Consider the following 15764-nt stretch of genomic DNA (forward strand, 5'->3'; position numbering starts at 1 on the left):
TCCGCCCCATCTGGCCAGCTCGGCGACTGGACGCCACCCTTCCCAGCCATCTGCGGACCTTCGCCGCCTACGACCCGATCAGCCCATGCCCGCTCAAGCACGCCTGAGCCGTCCGCTCCTCATACCGAAGACCAGCATCAGTGCTCCCGCCGGACGCGCGCCGGCGCCTGTCGGACCTGGGGCAGTGTTCGATATCGGGGCGTGGGGTTCTGACGCCCGGCGCTGACGCCTGATTCATGGAGGCGACCTAGGTCGTCTCGCCCCCTGGGCCACCGTCCAACCTTCGGCCGGGTTCGCGCATGATCGCCGTGGGAGAAATGCAGCGGTGGACTGGCACGCTTCACCACTATGGTGCCGATGTGGAGGATCTGGAAAAGCTCGTCATTTCCCGCCGTCTGCGAGTTCCCATCGGCAGCGTTCCCACCGGCTCCGGGCAAGCCCCGCAGCAGTGGGGACAGGTCGCCGCGCGTCAGCTCGACGTCGCGCTGCTGAGTGTCGGCTTCACCTGCTCGGCGCCGTTGCTGGAACGCCTGTCAGAGCTGCGCGGTGAAACCGTCATCGATCTCGGCGTCCGGATCCTGGCAGCCGTGCGTACGCTGGTCGGCGACCATGTCGAGCACAACGCCTACTTTCTCGACTTCCCCAAGAACGTGCCGGACACGCTGGAGTTCTGGGCCGCTCTGCTGCGCGAGGCCATGCTCGACCCCGCCGCCGTGGAACGGCTCCGGCGCTCGTCGAGACCGTCCGCACCGAACCTGCTGGCGCTGCCCGGCTATGGCCGCTACCAGCACACCTACGCCGACCTGCTGGCCGCGCACGCCGAGCTGATCCCGCTGGCCGGCGACCGGGTGACCGTCCTGGACCTTGGCGGCAGCCTGGAGTCGGAGACGCGTGAGCTCTACTTGTCGCTGGCGGGCTCGACGGTGCCGCTGCCGGCCGAGGACCTGGCCGCGCTGCGCATCCTGGCCGCCTCCTGCGCCGCCGAACCTGACACCATCCCGGTACGCGAGAACCGTGCCGTCATCAACGAGGCCCGCCTGGCAGGCGGCCGTCCGTTGCTCGTCGACACGGTCACCGACGTGCTCAGACTCGCCTGCGCCGCCTCCGGCGGCGACGTCACGCTGGCCGCCCCGACCAGGTTCCGCTCCTTCCGCCGGGCCGAGCGCCGCGCCATCCTGCAGGCCCTGGACGCGGTCGCCTCTCCCGCCAAGCTCGGCGACGTGCCTTCCCACCGGGAGCAGTGGAAGCGGCTCGGCGAACGGCTGCACCCCCACGAATACCCGCAGTTCCCGCACGCCGCGCACGTCTTTGAAGCCGCGCGAGGCGCACGCCGCGTGAGCAGTCTCGGCAGCCGGCGGAGGCGGCCCTGGCGCAGGGACGTACCGGCACAGCCGTCGACCTGCTGCAGAACACGCCGGGCGCACTGCTGCGCCGCCTGGACCACCTGCTGCGCACCGGCACCGCGGCGACCGCACCGGCATCCGTGCTGGAACCCGTGCTGGAACCCGTGCTGGAAGCTGCCGAGAAGGCCGCGGCGAGCGCGTCGGGGCGAGTCCTGCTAGTCGCTGCGCGAGCACTTGACCAACCGGCTCATCCCCGCGCCCGGTCGCGTGTTCGTCAACCGGAACGGCCGGGCCTGGGCGACCGACGACCAGCGGCCACCGCTGGCAGGCGACATCGTGACGCGGGCCGCGACCATCCTGGACAAGGAGATCATCCGCCGGCTGCCGGCCCCCGGCCGGCTGATCGTCGACCCCGACATGCTCGACGTCGCCCTGCCGTTGTCCGCCAAGGCCGTCACTCCTGGGCTCGGCATGCTGCCGCGCGGCTCGCTCACCCGTGTGGACGGTGAACTGCTGCGCTTCTTCGTCTACTGGCGGCAGGCCGAGCGGCGTACCGACTACGACCTGTCCGCGTTGATGCTGGACGCCGCCTACGGCGCGCCCGAGCACATCTCGTGGACGAACTACGGCAACGACTTCGCCCAATACTCCGGCGACCTCACCCAGGCTCCCGACGGGGCGAGCGAGTTCATCGACATCCGTCTCGCCCAGGCGACCAAGCCGATCATCATTCCGCAGGTCAACATCTTCGCCGGCGAGGCCTTCGACGAGGCCGCAGAGGCGTTCTTCGGCTACATGACCAGGGACGCCGACCAGCAGGGCCTGCCGTTCGAGCCGCGCACGGTACGGATGAAATCCGACCTGCGTGGCGCGGGCCGCGTCGCGCTACCGCTGGCCTTCCTGCGTGGTGACGACGGCGGCTGGCGGGTGAAGTGGCTGCATCTCTACCTCAAGGGCCACCCGGGGTTCAACCAGGTGGAGGGCAACCGGGTGACCACCGCTCTGCTGGTGCGCTCCATCGTGGAACGCGACCACCTGCGCGTACGCCACCTGGTCGACCTGCTGCGGGCCAAGCCCCAGACGGGGGATCACACCACCTACATCGGACTGCATGCGCCGGCCGATCCACCGCCCGGTGCCCGGGTTTACACACCGGCGACTCTGCACCAGCTGATACCCGGCTGATAGGGTGATGATCGCGAGGCTATGGAAGGGCTTCCTTCTCACTTCGAAAAGTTCTCTAGCCTTTCCGCCTTCCTCGCAATACAAGGTGTGAGGCCATCCGAGGGCTTCCTTCTCACTGGGACCAGTGCGGGCCCCAAAGGGCCAGCTGGCTGATCTAGCCATCGGGCCTTCCGCGGCTGGCCCCAGGACGCAGCCAGTTGCCGGTGATCTTGAGGCCGTCGAAGCCCCAGGCGTACCGGCGCGACCATCGCCGGCAACCTCCTGTACGGCACCGCGCTGCTGCTCTACACCTACGACGTGACCAACGCCCCCAAGGTCTTCCAGGACGTCGTCGTCTGCGGCAACGTCTACGACATCCGCACGGTCACGCCCGCCGCCGACCACAGCGGGATCATGTACTGGCGCAACTTCCCCGGCACCGGGGCCGAGCAGGCGATCGCCGTCTTCGGCAACCGCTTCCTCGACCCGCTCGCCGGGACCCCGGGCCGCCCCGACGTCTCCCAGGTCGCCGGGGACGCGGCGGCCTTCACCGCGTCCGACAACACCTACGCCGACGGCCGCGCGGTGCCGGTCGTGGGCATGCGCAACGCCGTCCCCACCGCCGACCAGCGCGCCCGCTGCGCCGGCAGCACCGTCCCGGAGCTCTCCATCCCCGGTTACCAGGGATAGGAGCCACCCGATCACGTCTTCGCACCCGATGTCTGGAACCGATCAGGACGTGAGCTGAAGCGTGCTGCGGGTCGCCGAGCCGGATGCGGTTGTCGTGGTGGTGCAGCACGATGGTGCCGTCCGGCTCCCGGGTGACGGTCTCGATGGCGGCGTCCGGCAGCATCACGAGCCGCTCACCCCGTCGCCGAGGCCGGAGCTCAGACCGATCGGCTCGGGCAGCGGCGGCCTGGGCGGCCTCCAGCCGGGCGGCGGTCACGGCCGCCACCGGCGCGCAAGCGGCGGACGGAGGTGAGGCGGCGGAAGCCCGGCAGACGGGCAGGTCAGGCGGCCGGGCCGGGACGGTCGGGCCGCTGGGTGGCGTCGTCGGTGCGGGCGCCGGACAGGATGGCGTCGAGCAGGCCGGGGTAGCGGGCGTCCAGGTCTTCGCGCCGCAGGACGAGCAGATTCTCCCGGCCCGACGGCTGCTGCCAGATCACCCCGCTGTCGCGCAACACCCGCCAATGGTGGGTCATGGTCGATTTCGCGGTGATCCCCAGCGTGTTCAGGACGCTGGTGCAGTTGTGCTCACCCCCGGCGTCGAGGATGCGGACGACGGACAGGCGCACGCCGTTCCCCAGGGCCGACAGCACGTCTTCGACCCGGATCCGGTCGCGGTCGGGATGACGGAAAGCCATGGTTCAACTGTACCGCGACTGTCGAACAATTCCCTTCCGGTCTGGCATAGTACGACCGTACGTTAATCCTCGTACGATCGTTTCGTGCGACGGGCTGCTGCATGCCCGCTTCCTCCGAAGGGCGTTCCATGTCCACACCATCCACGCTGCCCGCGGCCGTCGCGGACGGCGTCAAGCCCCGGCTCGGCTGGACCCTGGCGCTGCTCGCCCTGGCCCAGCTCATCTACGCGCTCGACCTCAACATCGTCTTCGTCGCGCTCCCGCGGATCGGCGCCGACCTGGGCTTCCCCGGCCAGACCCAGCAGCTCGTGGTCAGCGCGTACGTCGTCTTCGCCGGCGGCTTCCTGCTGTTCGGCGGCCGGGCGGCCGACCTGCTCGGCCGCCGCCGCGTCTTCGTGCTCGCCCTGGCCCTCTACGCGTTGTCCTCGCTCGCGGGCGGGCTGGCCGGAGGACCCGTCGTCATCATCGTCGCCCGCGCGGTGCAGGGCGTCGGCGGGGCGCTGCTGCTGCCCTCGACGCTGGCGCTGCTCAACAGCCTGTTCGCCGAGGGGCGGCAGCGCAACCGGGCGCTGGCCGTCTGGGGTGGCGCGGGCGCCAGCGGGCTGACGATCGGCGCGCTGCTCGGCGGTGTCCTCACCGAGAACTTCGGCTGGCCCGCCGTCTTCTTCGTCAACGTCCCCCTGGCCGGGCTGGTCGCGCTGGCCGCGCTGGCCGTCGTCCCGCGTGACCCGGCCGGGCGGGAACGGCGCAGGTTCGACATGCCGGGGGCGCTCACCGTGACCGGCGGGTCCACGCTGCTGGTCTTCGCCCTCGTCGAGGGGCCCGAGCTGGGCTGGGGCAGCCCCCTGGTCGCGGGCGCCTTCGCGGTGGCCGCCGTGCTGCTGGTGGTCTTCGCGCTGGTCGAGGCCCGCAGCGCGGATCCGCTCATGCCGTTCCGGCTGTTCCGCAACCGCAGCCTGACCGTCGGCATGCTGGTCACCTTCGTCTACATGGCCACGTTCGGCGTGCTGCCGTACTTCCTCACCGTGCTGCTGCAGAGCGTCCACGGCTACAGCGCCCTGCAGAGCGGGCTGGCCTTCCTCATCCCGTCGCTGGCCATCGCCGCCGGCACCCAGGGCGGCGAACGCCTGGCCACCCGGATCGGCACCCGGGCCACGCTGCTGATCGGCTTCGCCGTCGGCATCGCCGGGACCGCCGTCCTGGCCCTCGGCTTCGACGCCGACGCCGGGTACGGCCTGCTGGTCCCCGGTCTCGTCGTCTCCGGCCTGGGTCAGGGCGTCGTCTGGACCGCCATGTGGATCGCCGCCGCCACCGGCACCCCCGCCCGCGAACAGGGCGTCGCCAACGGCATCGCCTCCACCGCGCTCAACATCGGCAACGCCATCGGCCTGGCCGTCTTCACCGTCATCGCCGACCTCGGCACCACGGGCCGGACCGGCCAGGCCCTGCGCGCCGCCACGGCGGACGGCGAGTTCCTGGTCGTCCTGCTCACCGCGGCGGTGATGATCGCCGGCCTCCTGGTCACCCTCACCCTGCCCCGCCGCACCCCCGAGCCCACCGCCTGACCGCCCGACCGCCGCGGCCGCCGCAGGTCATGCGGCGGTCGCGGCCGTTCAGTGCTGGTGGGCCTCTTCCAGGGACGCCCCCGCCAGCCGCGCCCTGACCGCGCCGGTGAAGTTGGGGCACTCGAAGACGTTCTCGTGCGGGCAGGCCATGCCGTGCGCGATGGCGTTGCGCGCCACCTGGGCGCGGGCGATGCGCTCGTCCAGCTCGGCGAGTTTGCGCCGGTACAGCTCCCGCCACCCGTCGCCCGGCTCGGACCGGGCCGCGACGAACGTCCTGATCTCGCGCAACGTGAGGCCGACCTCGCGCAGCAGCAGGATCATCGCGACCAGCTCGGCCGCCGACGGCGGATAACGCCGCTGCCCCGAGACGCGTTCGGGCGCCGGGATCAGCCCGAGCTCCTCCCAGTAACGCAGCGCGGAGGTGGCGACCCCGGTCCGTTCGGCCAGCTCGCCGATCGTCAACTGCTCACTCATGGGACCGCAAGCATACGCGAGCTCACCGGGCCCGAACGGCCCTGACCTGGTGCTTGTTGTCAGATGAACAACAAAATCCGCCTTTTTGCCCCCTCATGCTCCTTTTCCGATACAAGGTATTGCCGATACATCAACGGCGTTGTAATTTCACCGCAACGTCGACGACGTCGAAGGAGAACGGTGGAGGGGGAGTCGAGCAGGATGACTGCTGAACGCGTCGCGCGGGCGGCGGCGATCGCGCGCGCCGGTGGCTGTTCCTGCGGCTGGCGGCCACGATGGGCCCGGCCTACTCGCTGCACACACCCCGCGCCCTGCCCACGGCGCTGCGCCGCGGGCTCAACCAGGTGGACCACCCGTACCGGCCGGGGCCCTTCTACCTGCTGCTGCCGCTGAACACCCAGCCGGAGCTGATCAGGGGCTTCAACCTCGACGAGCTCCCGGTCGGCGCGCCGCCGCGGCTCGGCGAGGCCAACCCCGCCACGTCGTACGCGGAGATCGCCCGCCGGCTGCTGGCGGCCGAACGCGTGGTGGTCAAGGTGGGTGGCGGCGCCACGGAATGCCGGGCCGAGCTGGAGGAGCTGGCCGACCTGGTCGACGGCGTGTTCGTGATGTCGCCGGTCAGCCTCGGCATCATCCCCTCGGGCCATCCGCGCCAGATGATGGTCGGCGGCGCCAAGGGCTCGCTGAGCGGCAACCACGCGATGGAGCACGCCGACCTGCTGGTCGCCGTGGGCACCCGCTCGGTCTGCCAGGCGGACTCCTCACGCACCGGGTATCCCGGCGTCCGGCACGTCGTCAACATCAACGCCGACCTGGACGCGGCCACGCACTACGCCCGTACCAGTGCCCTGGTCGGCGACGCCCGGCTGAGCCTGGCCGCCCTGGTCGAGGCCGTGCGGGCGGCCGGCGGGAGCCCGCGCCGGGACAGCCCGTGGCTGGCCGAGTGCCGGGCGGCCAGGGCGGCCTGGGAGGAGGTCAAGGCGGCCCGCCTGGCCCGCCCCCGGCTGCACGACCCGGTCTGGGAGCGCGAGGTGCTCACCCAGCCCGCCGCCGTGCACACGGTCGCGCAGTGGGCGGCCGAGACACGGGCGGTCACGTTCTTCGACGCCGGTGACGTCCAGGCGTACGGCTTCCAGATGTCGGCCCAGGACGAGCCCGAGGCGTCCTTCACCGAGGCCGGCGCCAGCTACATGGGGTTCGCCACCAGCGCGGTGCTGGCCACCGCGATGTCCGGCCGCGACTGGTACGGGGTGGCGGTGACCGGCGACGGCTCGTTCACCATGAACCCCCAGGTGCTGATCGACGGCGTGGCGCACGGCGCGACCGGCTGCGTCGTGGTGCTGGACAACCGGCGGATGGCCGCCATCTCCAGCCTCCAGATCGCCCAGTACGGCACGGACCACGCCACCTGGGACCACGTCGCCGTCGACTACGTGGCCTGGGCGTCGTCGGTGAGCGGGGTGAACGCCCTGTCCGGCGGCACCACCCCGGAGGAGCTGCGGGCGGCGCTCGACAAGGCCCGCGCCCACCCCGGCCTGTCGCTCGTGCACGTCCCCGTCTACTTCGGCCCCGACCCCGACGGGGGCCTTCCCTCCTACGGCCGCTGGAACGTCGGCAACTGGGTGGCGGGCACCCAGGAGCTGCGCCACGAGATCGGACTGTGAACCCATGACCCACCACCCGCTCCCGCCCGCCGCGATGTACGTGGCCGGCGCCTGGCACCGGGCGGAACAGACGTTCCCCGTGCACAACCCCGCCGACGGCGAGCTCCTGGCGGAGCTGCCCGTCGCCCGCCCGTCCGACCTCGACCTGGCCCTGGACGCGGCCGCAGAGGGCTTCGCGACCTGGCGGCGGACGCAGCCCTGGGAACGCTCGCGGATCCTGCGCCGCATCGCCGACGGCATCCGGGCCCAGGCCGAGCGCTTCGCCCTGGTCATGACGCTCGACCAGGGCAAGCCGCTGGCCCAGTCCGAGGGCGAGGTGCTGGCCGCCGCCGACCAGTTCGACTGGTACGCCGACGAGGCCCGCCGCGTCTACGGCAGGACGGTCGAGGCACGCGACCCCGACACCCGCATCCTCATCCGCCGCGAGCCGGTGGGACCGGTCGCGGCGTTCGCCGCCTGGAACTTCCCCGCGCTGCTGCCGGTCCGCAAGATCGCCCCGGCGCTGGCGGCCGGCTGTTCGGTGATCGTCATGGCCCCGGCCGAGGCGCCGCTGTCCACGCTGCTCATCGCCGAGATCGCCGACGCGGCCGGCCTGCCCGCCGGCGCGCTGAACGTGGTCACCGGCGACGGCCCGGCCATCTCCCGCCGTCTGATCGCCTCCGAGGTGATCCGCAAGGTGAGCCTGACCGGCTCGGTCCCGGTCGGCGCCGAGCTGCTGCGGCTGGCCGCCGATGGGATCAAGTCGGTCTCGATGGAGCTCGGCGGGCACGCGCCGGTCCTGGTGTTCCCCGACGCCGACCCCGAGCGCGCGGCCCGGCTGTGCGCCCGCGCCAAGTTCCGCAACAGCGGCCAGGTGTGCATCTCGCCCAGCCGGTTCCTGGTCCACGAGGAGATCGCCGGCGCCTTCGCCGAGGCGTTCGCCGACGAGACCCGCGGGCTCCGGCTCGGCGACGGGCGCGACCCGGCCACCGACGTCGGCCCCCTGACCACGGCCAGGCGGCTGAACGCCGTCCACGAGCTGGTCCAGGACGCGGTGACCCGTGGGGCCACCGTGCTGGCCGGCGGCGGCCCGGCCGACCTGCCGGGCGGTCACTACTACCGGCCGACCGTGCTGTCCGGCGTGTCCGACGACATGCGGGTGATGGTCGAGGAGCCGTTCGGCCCGATCGCGCCCATCAGCACCTTCGCCACCTTCGACGAGGCGATCTCCAGGGCGAACGCCACGCCGTTCGGCCTGGCGGGCTTCGTCTTCACCGAGGACCTGGCCACCGCCTTCCGGGCCGGCGAGGAGCTGGAGACCGGGATGGTAGGGGTCAACGAGCTCACGATCGCCACCGCGGAGGCCCCGTTCGGCGGGGTCAAGCAGTCGGGCTTCGGCCGCGAGGGCGGCACCGAGGGGCTGGCGGACTACACCGTCGCCAAGTACGTCAACCTGCGACTCCGGGGGGCCTGATGACCGGCGACGAACCGCGCGGCGTCGACCGCGGCCTGACCTCCTACGGCGACGAGGGCTTCAGCCGCTTCCTGCGCCGGGCCTTCCTGGCCTCCTCCGGGTACGACGAGCACGACCTCGACCGGCCGGTCGTCGGCATCGCCGACACCAGCGGCGGGTTCACCACCTGCCACCGCGAGATGCCGCAGCTCGTGCAGGCGGTCGCCCGCGGCGTGCTGGAGGCGGGCGGCCTGCCCGTGACCTTCCCCGCCATGTCGCTGCCCGAGATCCTCATGTCGCCCACCTCGATGCTCTTCAGGAACCTGGCCGCGCTGGAGACCGAGGAACTGGTCAAGGGGCAGCCGATGGACGCCGTGGTGCTGGCCGGCGGGTGCGACAAGACCGTGCCGGCCCAGCTCATGGCCGCGGTCTCCGCGGACGTCCCGGCCGTGCAGCTCGTGGCCGGGGCCATGCTGACCGGCACCTGGCGCGGCACCCGGCTCGGCGCGTGCACCGACTGCCGCTCGATGTGGGCCAGGCACCGGGCCGGGGAGCTGGACGAGGGCGACATCGCCGACGTGCGCGGCGCCCTGGCCACGACCGGCGGCACCTGCATGGTCATGGGGACCGCCTCCACCATGGCGTGCCTGGCCGAGGCGCTCGGCATGAGCCCGGCGGGCACCGCCACCGCGCCGGCGCCCACCGGCGACCGGCTGCGGGCCGGGGCCCGTTCGGGGCGGGTGGCGGTCGAGGCCGCCCGCGCGGGGCGCCGGCCGTCCTCCATCGTGACGGCCGGTTCCCTGGCCAACGCGGTCACCGTGCTGATGGCCCTGGGCGGCTCGACCAACGCCGTGATCCACCTGCTGGCGGTGGCCAGGCGGGCGGGCGTGCCGTTCGGGCTCGACGACGTGGCGGCCATCGCCGGACGGGTGCCGCTGCTGGTCGACTGCAAGCCGTCCGGCGTCGGTTACATGGAGGACCTGCATCGCGCCGGCGGCGTGCCGGTGCTGATGAAGGAGCTGGAACCGCTGCTCGACCTGGACGTGCCGGTGATCGAGGGCGGCACGCTGCGCGACCGGCTGGCGGACGTCGCCCCGCCCGCGGGCTGGCAGACCACCATCCGCACCCTCGCGGACCCGCTCGGGCCCACCGGCGCGCTGGCGGTGCTGCGCGGCAACCTCGCGCCCGACGGCGCGGTGATCAAGGTGGCGGCGGCCACGTCCGAGCTGCTGCGGCACGAGGGTCCCGCCGTCGTCTTCGAGTCGCCCGAGGACGTGGCCCGCCGGATCGACGACCCGGACCTGCCCGTCACGCCCGGCTCGGTGCTGGTGCTGCGCAACGCGGGACCGGTCGGCGGCGGCATGCCCGAGGCCGGGTCCTTGCCGATCCCGGCGAAGCTGGCCAGGAACGGCGTGCGCGACATGGTGCGGGTCTCCGACACCCGGATGAGCGGCACCGCGTACGGGACGGTCGTCCTGCACGTGTCCCCGGAGGCCGCGGTCGGTGGCCCGCTCGCACTGGTGCGCGACGGCGACCTGATCCGGCTCGACGCCGCGGCGGGCGAGCTGACGCTCCTGGTCGACCCGGTCGAGCTGGCACGCAGGCGGGAGGAGTGGACCCCGCCGGCCCCGCCCGCGCGCGGCTGGCGGCGCCTGCACCACGACCACGTGCTGCAGGCCCACGAAGGCGCCGACTTCGATGTCTGCTAGAGCATCCGCCCAGGTCACGAGAGGAGGACGATGTGACGGCGCAAGGAACAACGGAGTTGACGTACGCACAACGAGGCGGGTTGACTACGCCCATGGCTGACTCGACCCCCGACTCGCTGCCCGCCTCCCGCGCGGCGGGCGCCCTGCTCACCGGGCTGGACCTCCTCGAAGGGCTCGCCCGCCGCCCCGAAGGGCTCGGCGTCACCGCGCTGGCCCGCGAGGTCAACGCCGACAAGGGCAACGTCCACCGGCTGCTGCGCGTCCTGGAGGACCGCGGCTACGTCGAGCAGGACCCGGCCACCAAGATCTTCCGGGTCTCGACGCGGATGATCTCCCTGGCCGGCCAGGTGCTGCGCGGCGTGGACCTCGTCGCCGGCGCCGGACCGATCATGCGCGAGCTGTCCGCCGCCACCGGCGAGGCCGTGCACCTGGCCCGCAGGACGCGCGGCGGCGGCGTGTACGTCGCCCAGGAGCGGCAGCGCGGCGGCCGCATCACGGTCGAGACCGAGATCGGCGCCCAGCCGATCATCTACGCCTCCTCCACCGGCAAGGCCCTGTACTGCACCGCCACCCCCGAAGAGCTGGCCGAGCTGCTGCCCGACCCGTTCACCGCCTACACGATGCGCACGCACACGGGGATCGACAGCCTGGCCGCCGACCTGGCGCAGGTCTGCCGCCGCGGCTACGCGATCGACGACGAGGAGCTCAACCTCGACGTCAGATGCGTGGCGGCCCCCATCTTCGACCTGCACGGCGTCCCGCTGGCCTCCATCGGGATCTCCGGGCCCGCCTCGCGGGTCACCCTCGCGAGGATCGGCGACCTCGGCCGGATGGTCACCGTCGCCGCGTTCCGAATCACCCAGCAAGTGGGCGGGCGTGTCCCCGCGAAGTTCGACGCCCACCCACCATCACCCACGGAGATCCACGGATGACGAACAACAGCGTTGCCGCTCGGCGGCGCGCGGTCAAATTGGCGGCGGCGGCCTCGGCCGCGGCGCTCTTCGCCGCCGCCTGCGGGTCGGACGCCGGGTCGGGGGCTCCGCTTCCCCGGCCAAGGGCGAGGTCAGCATGGTCCACTACTTCAGCGACGAGGGCGGCAGCAAGGCGATGGCCCAGGTGCTGTCGATCTGCCAGAAGCAGTCCGGCGAGAAGATCAAGAACAGCCCGGCCGAGCAGGAGGCGTTCAAGGACGCCATCCTGGTGCAGCTCGCCGGCAGCAACCCGCCCGACCTGCTGTCGTACTGGGCGGGCGCCAAGACCCAGTACCTCGTCGACCAGCAGCGCCTGGCGCCGCTCGACGACATGTGGGCCAAATCGGGCCTCGACCAGGCCATCCCCGAGACGCTGACCAAGGCCGCGGCGACCTACGGCGGGAAGAAGTACCTGCTGCCGCTGGACTACCACTACGTCGGCATGTTCTACAACCCCAAGGCCATGGCCAAGGCAGGCATCACCGAGATGCCCAAGACCTGGGACGACCTGATGGCCGCCGCCGGCAAGCTCAAGGCCGCCGGGATCACGCCGTTCGCGCTGGGCTCCAAGAACCGCTGGCCCGCCCAGTTCTGGTTCGACTACCTGCTGCTGCGCACGGCCGGCCCCGACTACCGGGCCCAGCTCATGGCGGGCAAGGCCAAGTACACCGACCCGCAGGTGACCCAGGCGTTCGACCGGTGGAAGCAGCTCTTCGACAAGGGCTACTTCAACGACAACCCCAACGGCTACGACTGGCCCGACGCCGGCGACATGGTCTCCTCCGGCAAGGCCGCGATGACCCTCATGGGCACCTGGATCAGCGGCTACTGGGACGGCAACCAGGTCAAGGCGGGCGAAGGGTACGACTTCTTCCCCTTCCCCGAGATCACCCCCGGCGTGCCGCAGGCCGCGCTCGGCCCGGTGGACGGGTTCGCGATCTCGGCCGGCGCCGCGAGCAGGGCCGGGGCCGAGAAGGTGCTCGCCTGCATGGCCGCGCCCGAGGCGCAGCAGGCCGTCGCGCTCACCCAGGGCGCGCTGGCGCCCAACCCCAAGGCCGACCTGAGCAAGCAGAACGAGATCATGCACAAGGCCGCCAAGGTGGTCGGCGAGGCTCCCGTGTTCGCCTTCAACTACGACCTGGCGACCACCCCGGAGATGTCCGACGCCGGGCTCAACGCGCTCGCGCAGTTCGTCAACAACCCCGCCGACGCCGCCTCCGCGCTGCAGGAGGCCCAGAGCACCGCCGAAGGCGTGTTCGCCGGCTCCTGACCGGCGGCCCCGGGCCGTCGCCGAGCGCCCGGGGCCACCCGCCCGAGACATTCACAAGATTCGACAGAAAGGAGGTATGCGCGGATGACGATCCGGCGGACCTGGTGGGCCTGGGGATTCCTCGCCGCACCGCTCCTCGCGTACGGCATCGCCGTCGTGTGGCCGGCGCTGTACTCCTTCGCGCACGGCTTCACCGACTGGAAGGCGGTCGGTGGCGGCGACTTCGTCGGGCTGGCCCAGTTCCGCCGCATGGCCGCGGACCCGAGCTTCGCGCGAGCGCTGGTGAACACGCTGATCTGGACGGTGGCGGGCGTGCTGGTGCCCACCGTCGTCGGCCTGGCGCTGGCGCTGGCGCTCAACCGCGTCACGCGGTTCGCCAAGCTGATCAAGTCGTTCTTCTTCCTGCCGCTCGCGCTGTCCCTCGTGGTGGTCGGCCAGGTCTGGTTCTGGATCTACCGGCCCGAGGACGGCCTGCTCAACCTCCTGCTCGACGCCGTCGGGCTCGGGTCACTGGCACACGCCTGGCTGGCGGACCCGGACACGGCCCTGTGGGCGGTGATGGTCGCCTGGGGCTGGCAGCAGGTGACGCTGGCCATGGTCATCTTCCTGGCCGGGCTCACCGCGGTCTCCCGCGACCTGACCGAGGCGGCGCACATGGACGGCGCCGGCGCCTGGCAGCGGCTGCGCGCGGTCGTGCTGCCCGCCCTGCGGCCCTCGTCCGTCGTGGTCATCTCGCTGAGCCTGATCAACGCGCTCAAGAGCTTCGACATCGTCTACGTCATGACCGGCGGTGGACCGTTCCGGCAGACCGAGACGCTGGCCGTGCTCGCCTACCGGGTGTCGTTCAAGACCTACGACTTCGGCTACGGCAGCGCGGTGTCGATCGTGCTGTTCGTCGTCTCGATCGTGATCATCGGATTGTTCTTCGCCTGGAATGCCTGGAGGGACCGGCATGCCTGAAACCGCCCTGGTCACCCGCGGCGCGATCCCGGCCGCCCCGGCCGCCGCGGGGAAACGTTCGTTGAAGGCCCCGCTGGCCGCGGCCCTGCTGGGCTTCGCGGTGGTGTTCCTCGTCCCCTGCCTGGGCGTGCTGTACACCTCGCTGAAGTCCGACGCCGACATCGCCGCCAACGGCCTGTGGGCTCCCAGCGGCAGCCTCAGCCTGGACAACTACCTGCAGGCGTTCGCCGTCGGCGGCACCGGGCGCTACCTGCTCAACTCGGTCCTGGTGACGGTCCCGGCGACGGTGATCTCGGTCGCGCTCGGCACGCTGGCCGGGTACGCGATCGCGATGTTGCGGCCCCGCTTCGGCGAGCTCGTCGGGTTCTTCCTGCTGGCCGGGCTGTTCGTGCCGCCGCAGATCCTGCTGATCCCGCTGTTCCAGGGGTTCAACGCGACCGGCATGTACGACACGCTCTGGCCGATGATCGTCGTCCACTCCGGCTACGGCATCTCCCTCTGCACGCTCGTCATGCGCAACTTCTTCCGCAGCCTGCCGATGGAACTGCGGGCGGCCGGCCTGGTCGACGGCGCCGGCGAGCCGCGCATCCTGGCCTCCATCGTGCTGCCGATGACCCGGCCCGCGCTGGCGGCCCTGGCCACGCTCCAGTTCACCTTCATCTGGAACGACTTCCTCTACCCGCTGGTCTTCACCCGCTCCGACACCATGCGGACCGTGATGGTCGGCGCGTAGGCATCATCGGCTGCGGCCGCATCTCCGACCTGCACGCGCAGGCGTACCTGGAACATCCCGAGGCGGTGATCACGGCGGTCTGCGACCCCGTCGCCGGCAACCGCGACACCCGCGGGGCGGCCTGGGGCGTGGCCGAGCGCGACCGGCACGCCGACTACCGCGAACTGCTCGCCCGCGACGACGTCGACATGGTGGAGATCCTCGTCCCCCACCACCTGCACGCCCAGGTGACGCTCGACGCGATGGACGCGGGCAAGCACGTCTCGCTGCAGAAGCCGATGGCGACGAACCTGGCCGACGCCGACGCGATGATCACCCGCGCCGCCGAGCGCGACGTCGTCTTCAAGGTGTTCGAGAACTTCGTCTTCTACCCGCCCGTCCAGCGGGCCAAGCAGCTCGTCGAGGCCGGCGAGATCGGCGACGTGCGCAGCATCCGGCTCAAGTCCAACCCCGGCTGGAGCCCCACCGCCTGGGAGGTGCCCGCCGCGGCCAGCGCCTGGCGGGTCGATCCCGAGCAGTGCGGCGGCGGCCCGCTGGTGTTCGACGACGGGCACCACAAGTTCGCCATCGCCTGGCACTTCCTGGGCATGGCCGACCGCGTCCACGCCTTCGTCGGCAGCAGCTACGACGGCCTGATCGACGCGCCGTCCATGGTGAGCTGGACGCATCCCGACGGCGCCGTCGGCGCACTGGAGGTCGTCCACTCGCCGGAGCTCAAGCTCGACACCGTGCACTACGCCCAGGACGACCGGGTGGAGATCACCGGCACCCGCGGCGTCATCTGGATCACCCGCGGCCATGGCCGCATGCTGGACGTCGCCCCGGTCGTCCTGCACCGCGACGGCGTCACCACCGGCTACGACGACATGCCGACCGGCTGGGAGACGAGCTTCGTCCGGTCGGGCCGCCACTTCGTGGACGCCCTGCTCAACGGCACCCCGCCGACGCTCACCGGCGAACAGGGCCGGGAGGTCCTGGCCTTCGCGCTGGCCGCGCAGGAGTCGGCCCGCACCGGCCGCGCGGCCGTCCCGGCGCTCTCCCGCCCCTGACCTCGCGCCTTCCCGATCCCGAGCTCCCCGGCACGGCCTCTCGCGCCGGGGACGCTCCCGAGAGTT

General features: G+C 72.0%; 14 protein-coding genes. 12 read left to right on the forward strand and 2 right to left on the reverse strand.

The features are described from left to right. Positions 1-359: 359 nt before the first annotated feature. From ACNF49_RS24315 to ACNF49_RS24325, 3 genes are all read left to right on the forward strand, one after another. The gene (locus ACNF49_RS24315; RefSeq protein WP_482945073.1) at positions 360-1562 is read left to right on the forward strand and encodes a hypothetical protein; all 1203 of its coding nucleotides are present in this window, start codon (positions 360-362) and stop codon (positions 1560-1562) included. 15 nt (positions 1563-1577) lie between these two features. Next, positions 1578-2528, forward strand: coding sequence for a TerD family protein (locus tag ACNF49_RS24320; RefSeq protein WP_482945074.1), 951 nt, complete (start codon positions 1578-1580; stop codon positions 2526-2528). 297 nt (positions 2529-2825) lie between these two features. Beyond that, positions 2826-3197, forward strand: coding sequence for a hypothetical protein (locus ACNF49_RS24325; RefSeq protein ID WP_482945075.1), 372 nt, complete (start codon positions 2826-2828; stop codon positions 3195-3197). 320 nt (positions 3198-3517) lie between these two features. Here the strand turns inward: ACNF49_RS24325 and ACNF49_RS24330 are convergent, their stop codons facing one another. Further along, entirely contained in the window at positions 3518-3871 is a 354-nt protein-coding gene (locus tag ACNF49_RS24330; RefSeq protein ID WP_357981636.1) for an ArsR/SmtB family transcription factor, read from the reverse strand. A 128-nt stretch (positions 3872-3999) separates the two neighbouring features. Here ACNF49_RS24330 and ACNF49_RS24335 point away from each other — a divergent pair, with 128 nt between their 5' ends. Beyond that, complete coding sequence (locus tag ACNF49_RS24335) at positions 4000-5436, forward strand: MFS transporter (protein ID WP_482945076.1); 1437 nt, start codon at positions 4000-4002, stop codon at positions 5434-5436. Between the two features lie 48 nt (positions 5437-5484). On the opposite strand, the gene ACNF49_RS24340 is transcribed toward ACNF49_RS24335, so the two are convergent. After that, the gene (locus tag ACNF49_RS24340; protein ID WP_482945077.1) at positions 5485-5910 is read right to left on the reverse strand and encodes a MerR family transcriptional regulator; all 426 of its coding nucleotides are present in this window, start codon (positions 5908-5910) and stop codon (positions 5485-5487) included. Positions 5911-6185: 275 nt separating this feature from the next. Here ACNF49_RS24340 and ACNF49_RS24345 point away from each other — a divergent pair, with 275 nt between their 5' ends. From ACNF49_RS24345 to ACNF49_RS24380, 8 genes are all read left to right on the forward strand, one after another. Continuing rightward, positions 6186-7574, forward strand: coding sequence for a thiamine pyrophosphate-dependent enzyme (locus tag ACNF49_RS24345; protein WP_482945078.1), 1389 nt, complete (start codon positions 6186-6188; stop codon positions 7572-7574). Between the two features lie 4 nt (positions 7575-7578). After that, positions 7579-9027, forward strand: a complete 1449-nt coding sequence (locus ACNF49_RS24350) for an NAD-dependent succinate-semialdehyde dehydrogenase (RefSeq protein ID WP_482945079.1) — start codon at positions 7579-7581, stop codon at positions 9025-9027. After that, complete coding sequence (locus tag ACNF49_RS24355; protein WP_482945080.1) at positions 9027-10715, forward strand: dihydroxy-acid dehydratase; 1689 nt, start codon at positions 9027-9029, stop codon at positions 10713-10715. The genes ACNF49_RS24350 and ACNF49_RS24355 overlap by 1 nt, the downstream gene beginning before the upstream one ends. 92 nt (positions 10716-10807) lie before the next feature. Further along, on the forward strand, positions 10808-11647 hold the full coding sequence (locus ACNF49_RS24360) for an IclR family transcriptional regulator (protein WP_482945081.1): 840 nt from the start codon (positions 10808-10810) through the stop codon (positions 11645-11647). Positions 11648-11783: 136 nt separating this feature from the next. Then, positions 11784-12956 (forward strand): ABC transporter substrate-binding protein, encoded by a 1173-nt coding sequence (locus ACNF49_RS24365; RefSeq protein ID WP_482945082.1) that lies wholly within the window; start codon positions 11784-11786, stop codon positions 12954-12956. An 84-nt stretch (positions 12957-13040) separates the two neighbouring features. Next, positions 13041-13916: a carbohydrate ABC transporter permease gene (locus ACNF49_RS24370; RefSeq protein WP_482945083.1), complete on the forward strand. Its 876-nt coding sequence runs from the start codon at positions 13041-13043 to the stop codon at positions 13914-13916. Further along, the gene (locus tag ACNF49_RS24375; protein WP_482945084.1) at positions 13909-14649 is read left to right on the forward strand and encodes a carbohydrate ABC transporter permease; all 741 of its coding nucleotides are present in this window, start codon (positions 13909-13911) and stop codon (positions 14647-14649) included. Before ACNF49_RS24370 ends, ACNF49_RS24375 begins: the two co-directional genes overlap by 8 nt. Before the next feature lie 47 nt (positions 14650-14696). Continuing rightward, the gene (locus ACNF49_RS24380; protein WP_482945579.1) at positions 14697-15698 is read left to right on the forward strand and encodes a Gfo/Idh/MocA family protein; all 1002 of its coding nucleotides are present in this window, start codon (positions 14697-14699) and stop codon (positions 15696-15698) included. The last annotated feature ends 66 nt before the right edge of the window (positions 15699-15764 follow it).

The sequence above is a fragment of the Actinomadura sp. ATCC 39365 genome (assembly GCF_054392275.1).

Bases quoted from the DNA above. Each gene is read 5' to 3' on its own strand.
- ACNF49_RS24330 (WP_357981636.1), bottom strand. From the start codon at position 3,871: ATGGCTTTCCGTCATCCCGACCGCGACCGGATCCGGGTCGAAGACGTG.
- ACNF49_RS24335 (WP_482945076.1), top strand. From the start codon at position 4,000: ATGTCCACACCATCCACGCTGCCCGCGGCCGTCGCGGACGGCGTCAAG.
- ACNF49_RS24340 (WP_482945077.1), bottom strand. From the start codon at position 5,910: ATGAGTGAGCAGTTGACGATCGGCGAGCTGGCCGAACGGACCGGGGTC.
- ACNF49_RS24345 (WP_482945078.1), top strand. From the start codon at position 6,186: ATGGGCCCGGCCTACTCGCTGCACACACCCCGCGCCCTGCCCACGGCG.
- ACNF49_RS24350 (WP_482945079.1), top strand. From the start codon at position 7,579: ATGACCCACCACCCGCTCCCGCCCGCCGCGATGTACGTGGCCGGCGCC.
- ACNF49_RS24355 (WP_482945080.1), top strand. From the start codon at position 9,027: ATGACCGGCGACGAACCGCGCGGCGTCGACCGCGGCCTGACCTCCTAC.
- ACNF49_RS24360 (WP_482945081.1), top strand. From the start codon at position 10,808: ATGGCTGACTCGACCCCCGACTCGCTGCCCGCCTCCCGCGCGGCGGGC.
- ACNF49_RS24365 (WP_482945082.1), top strand. From the start codon at position 11,784: ATGGTCCACTACTTCAGCGACGAGGGCGGCAGCAAGGCGATGGCCCAG.
- ACNF49_RS24370 (WP_482945083.1), top strand. From the start codon at position 13,041: ATGACGATCCGGCGGACCTGGTGGGCCTGGGGATTCCTCGCCGCACCG.
- ACNF49_RS24375 (WP_482945084.1), top strand. From the start codon at position 13,909: ATGCCTGAAACCGCCCTGGTCACCCGCGGCGCGATCCCGGCCGCCCCG.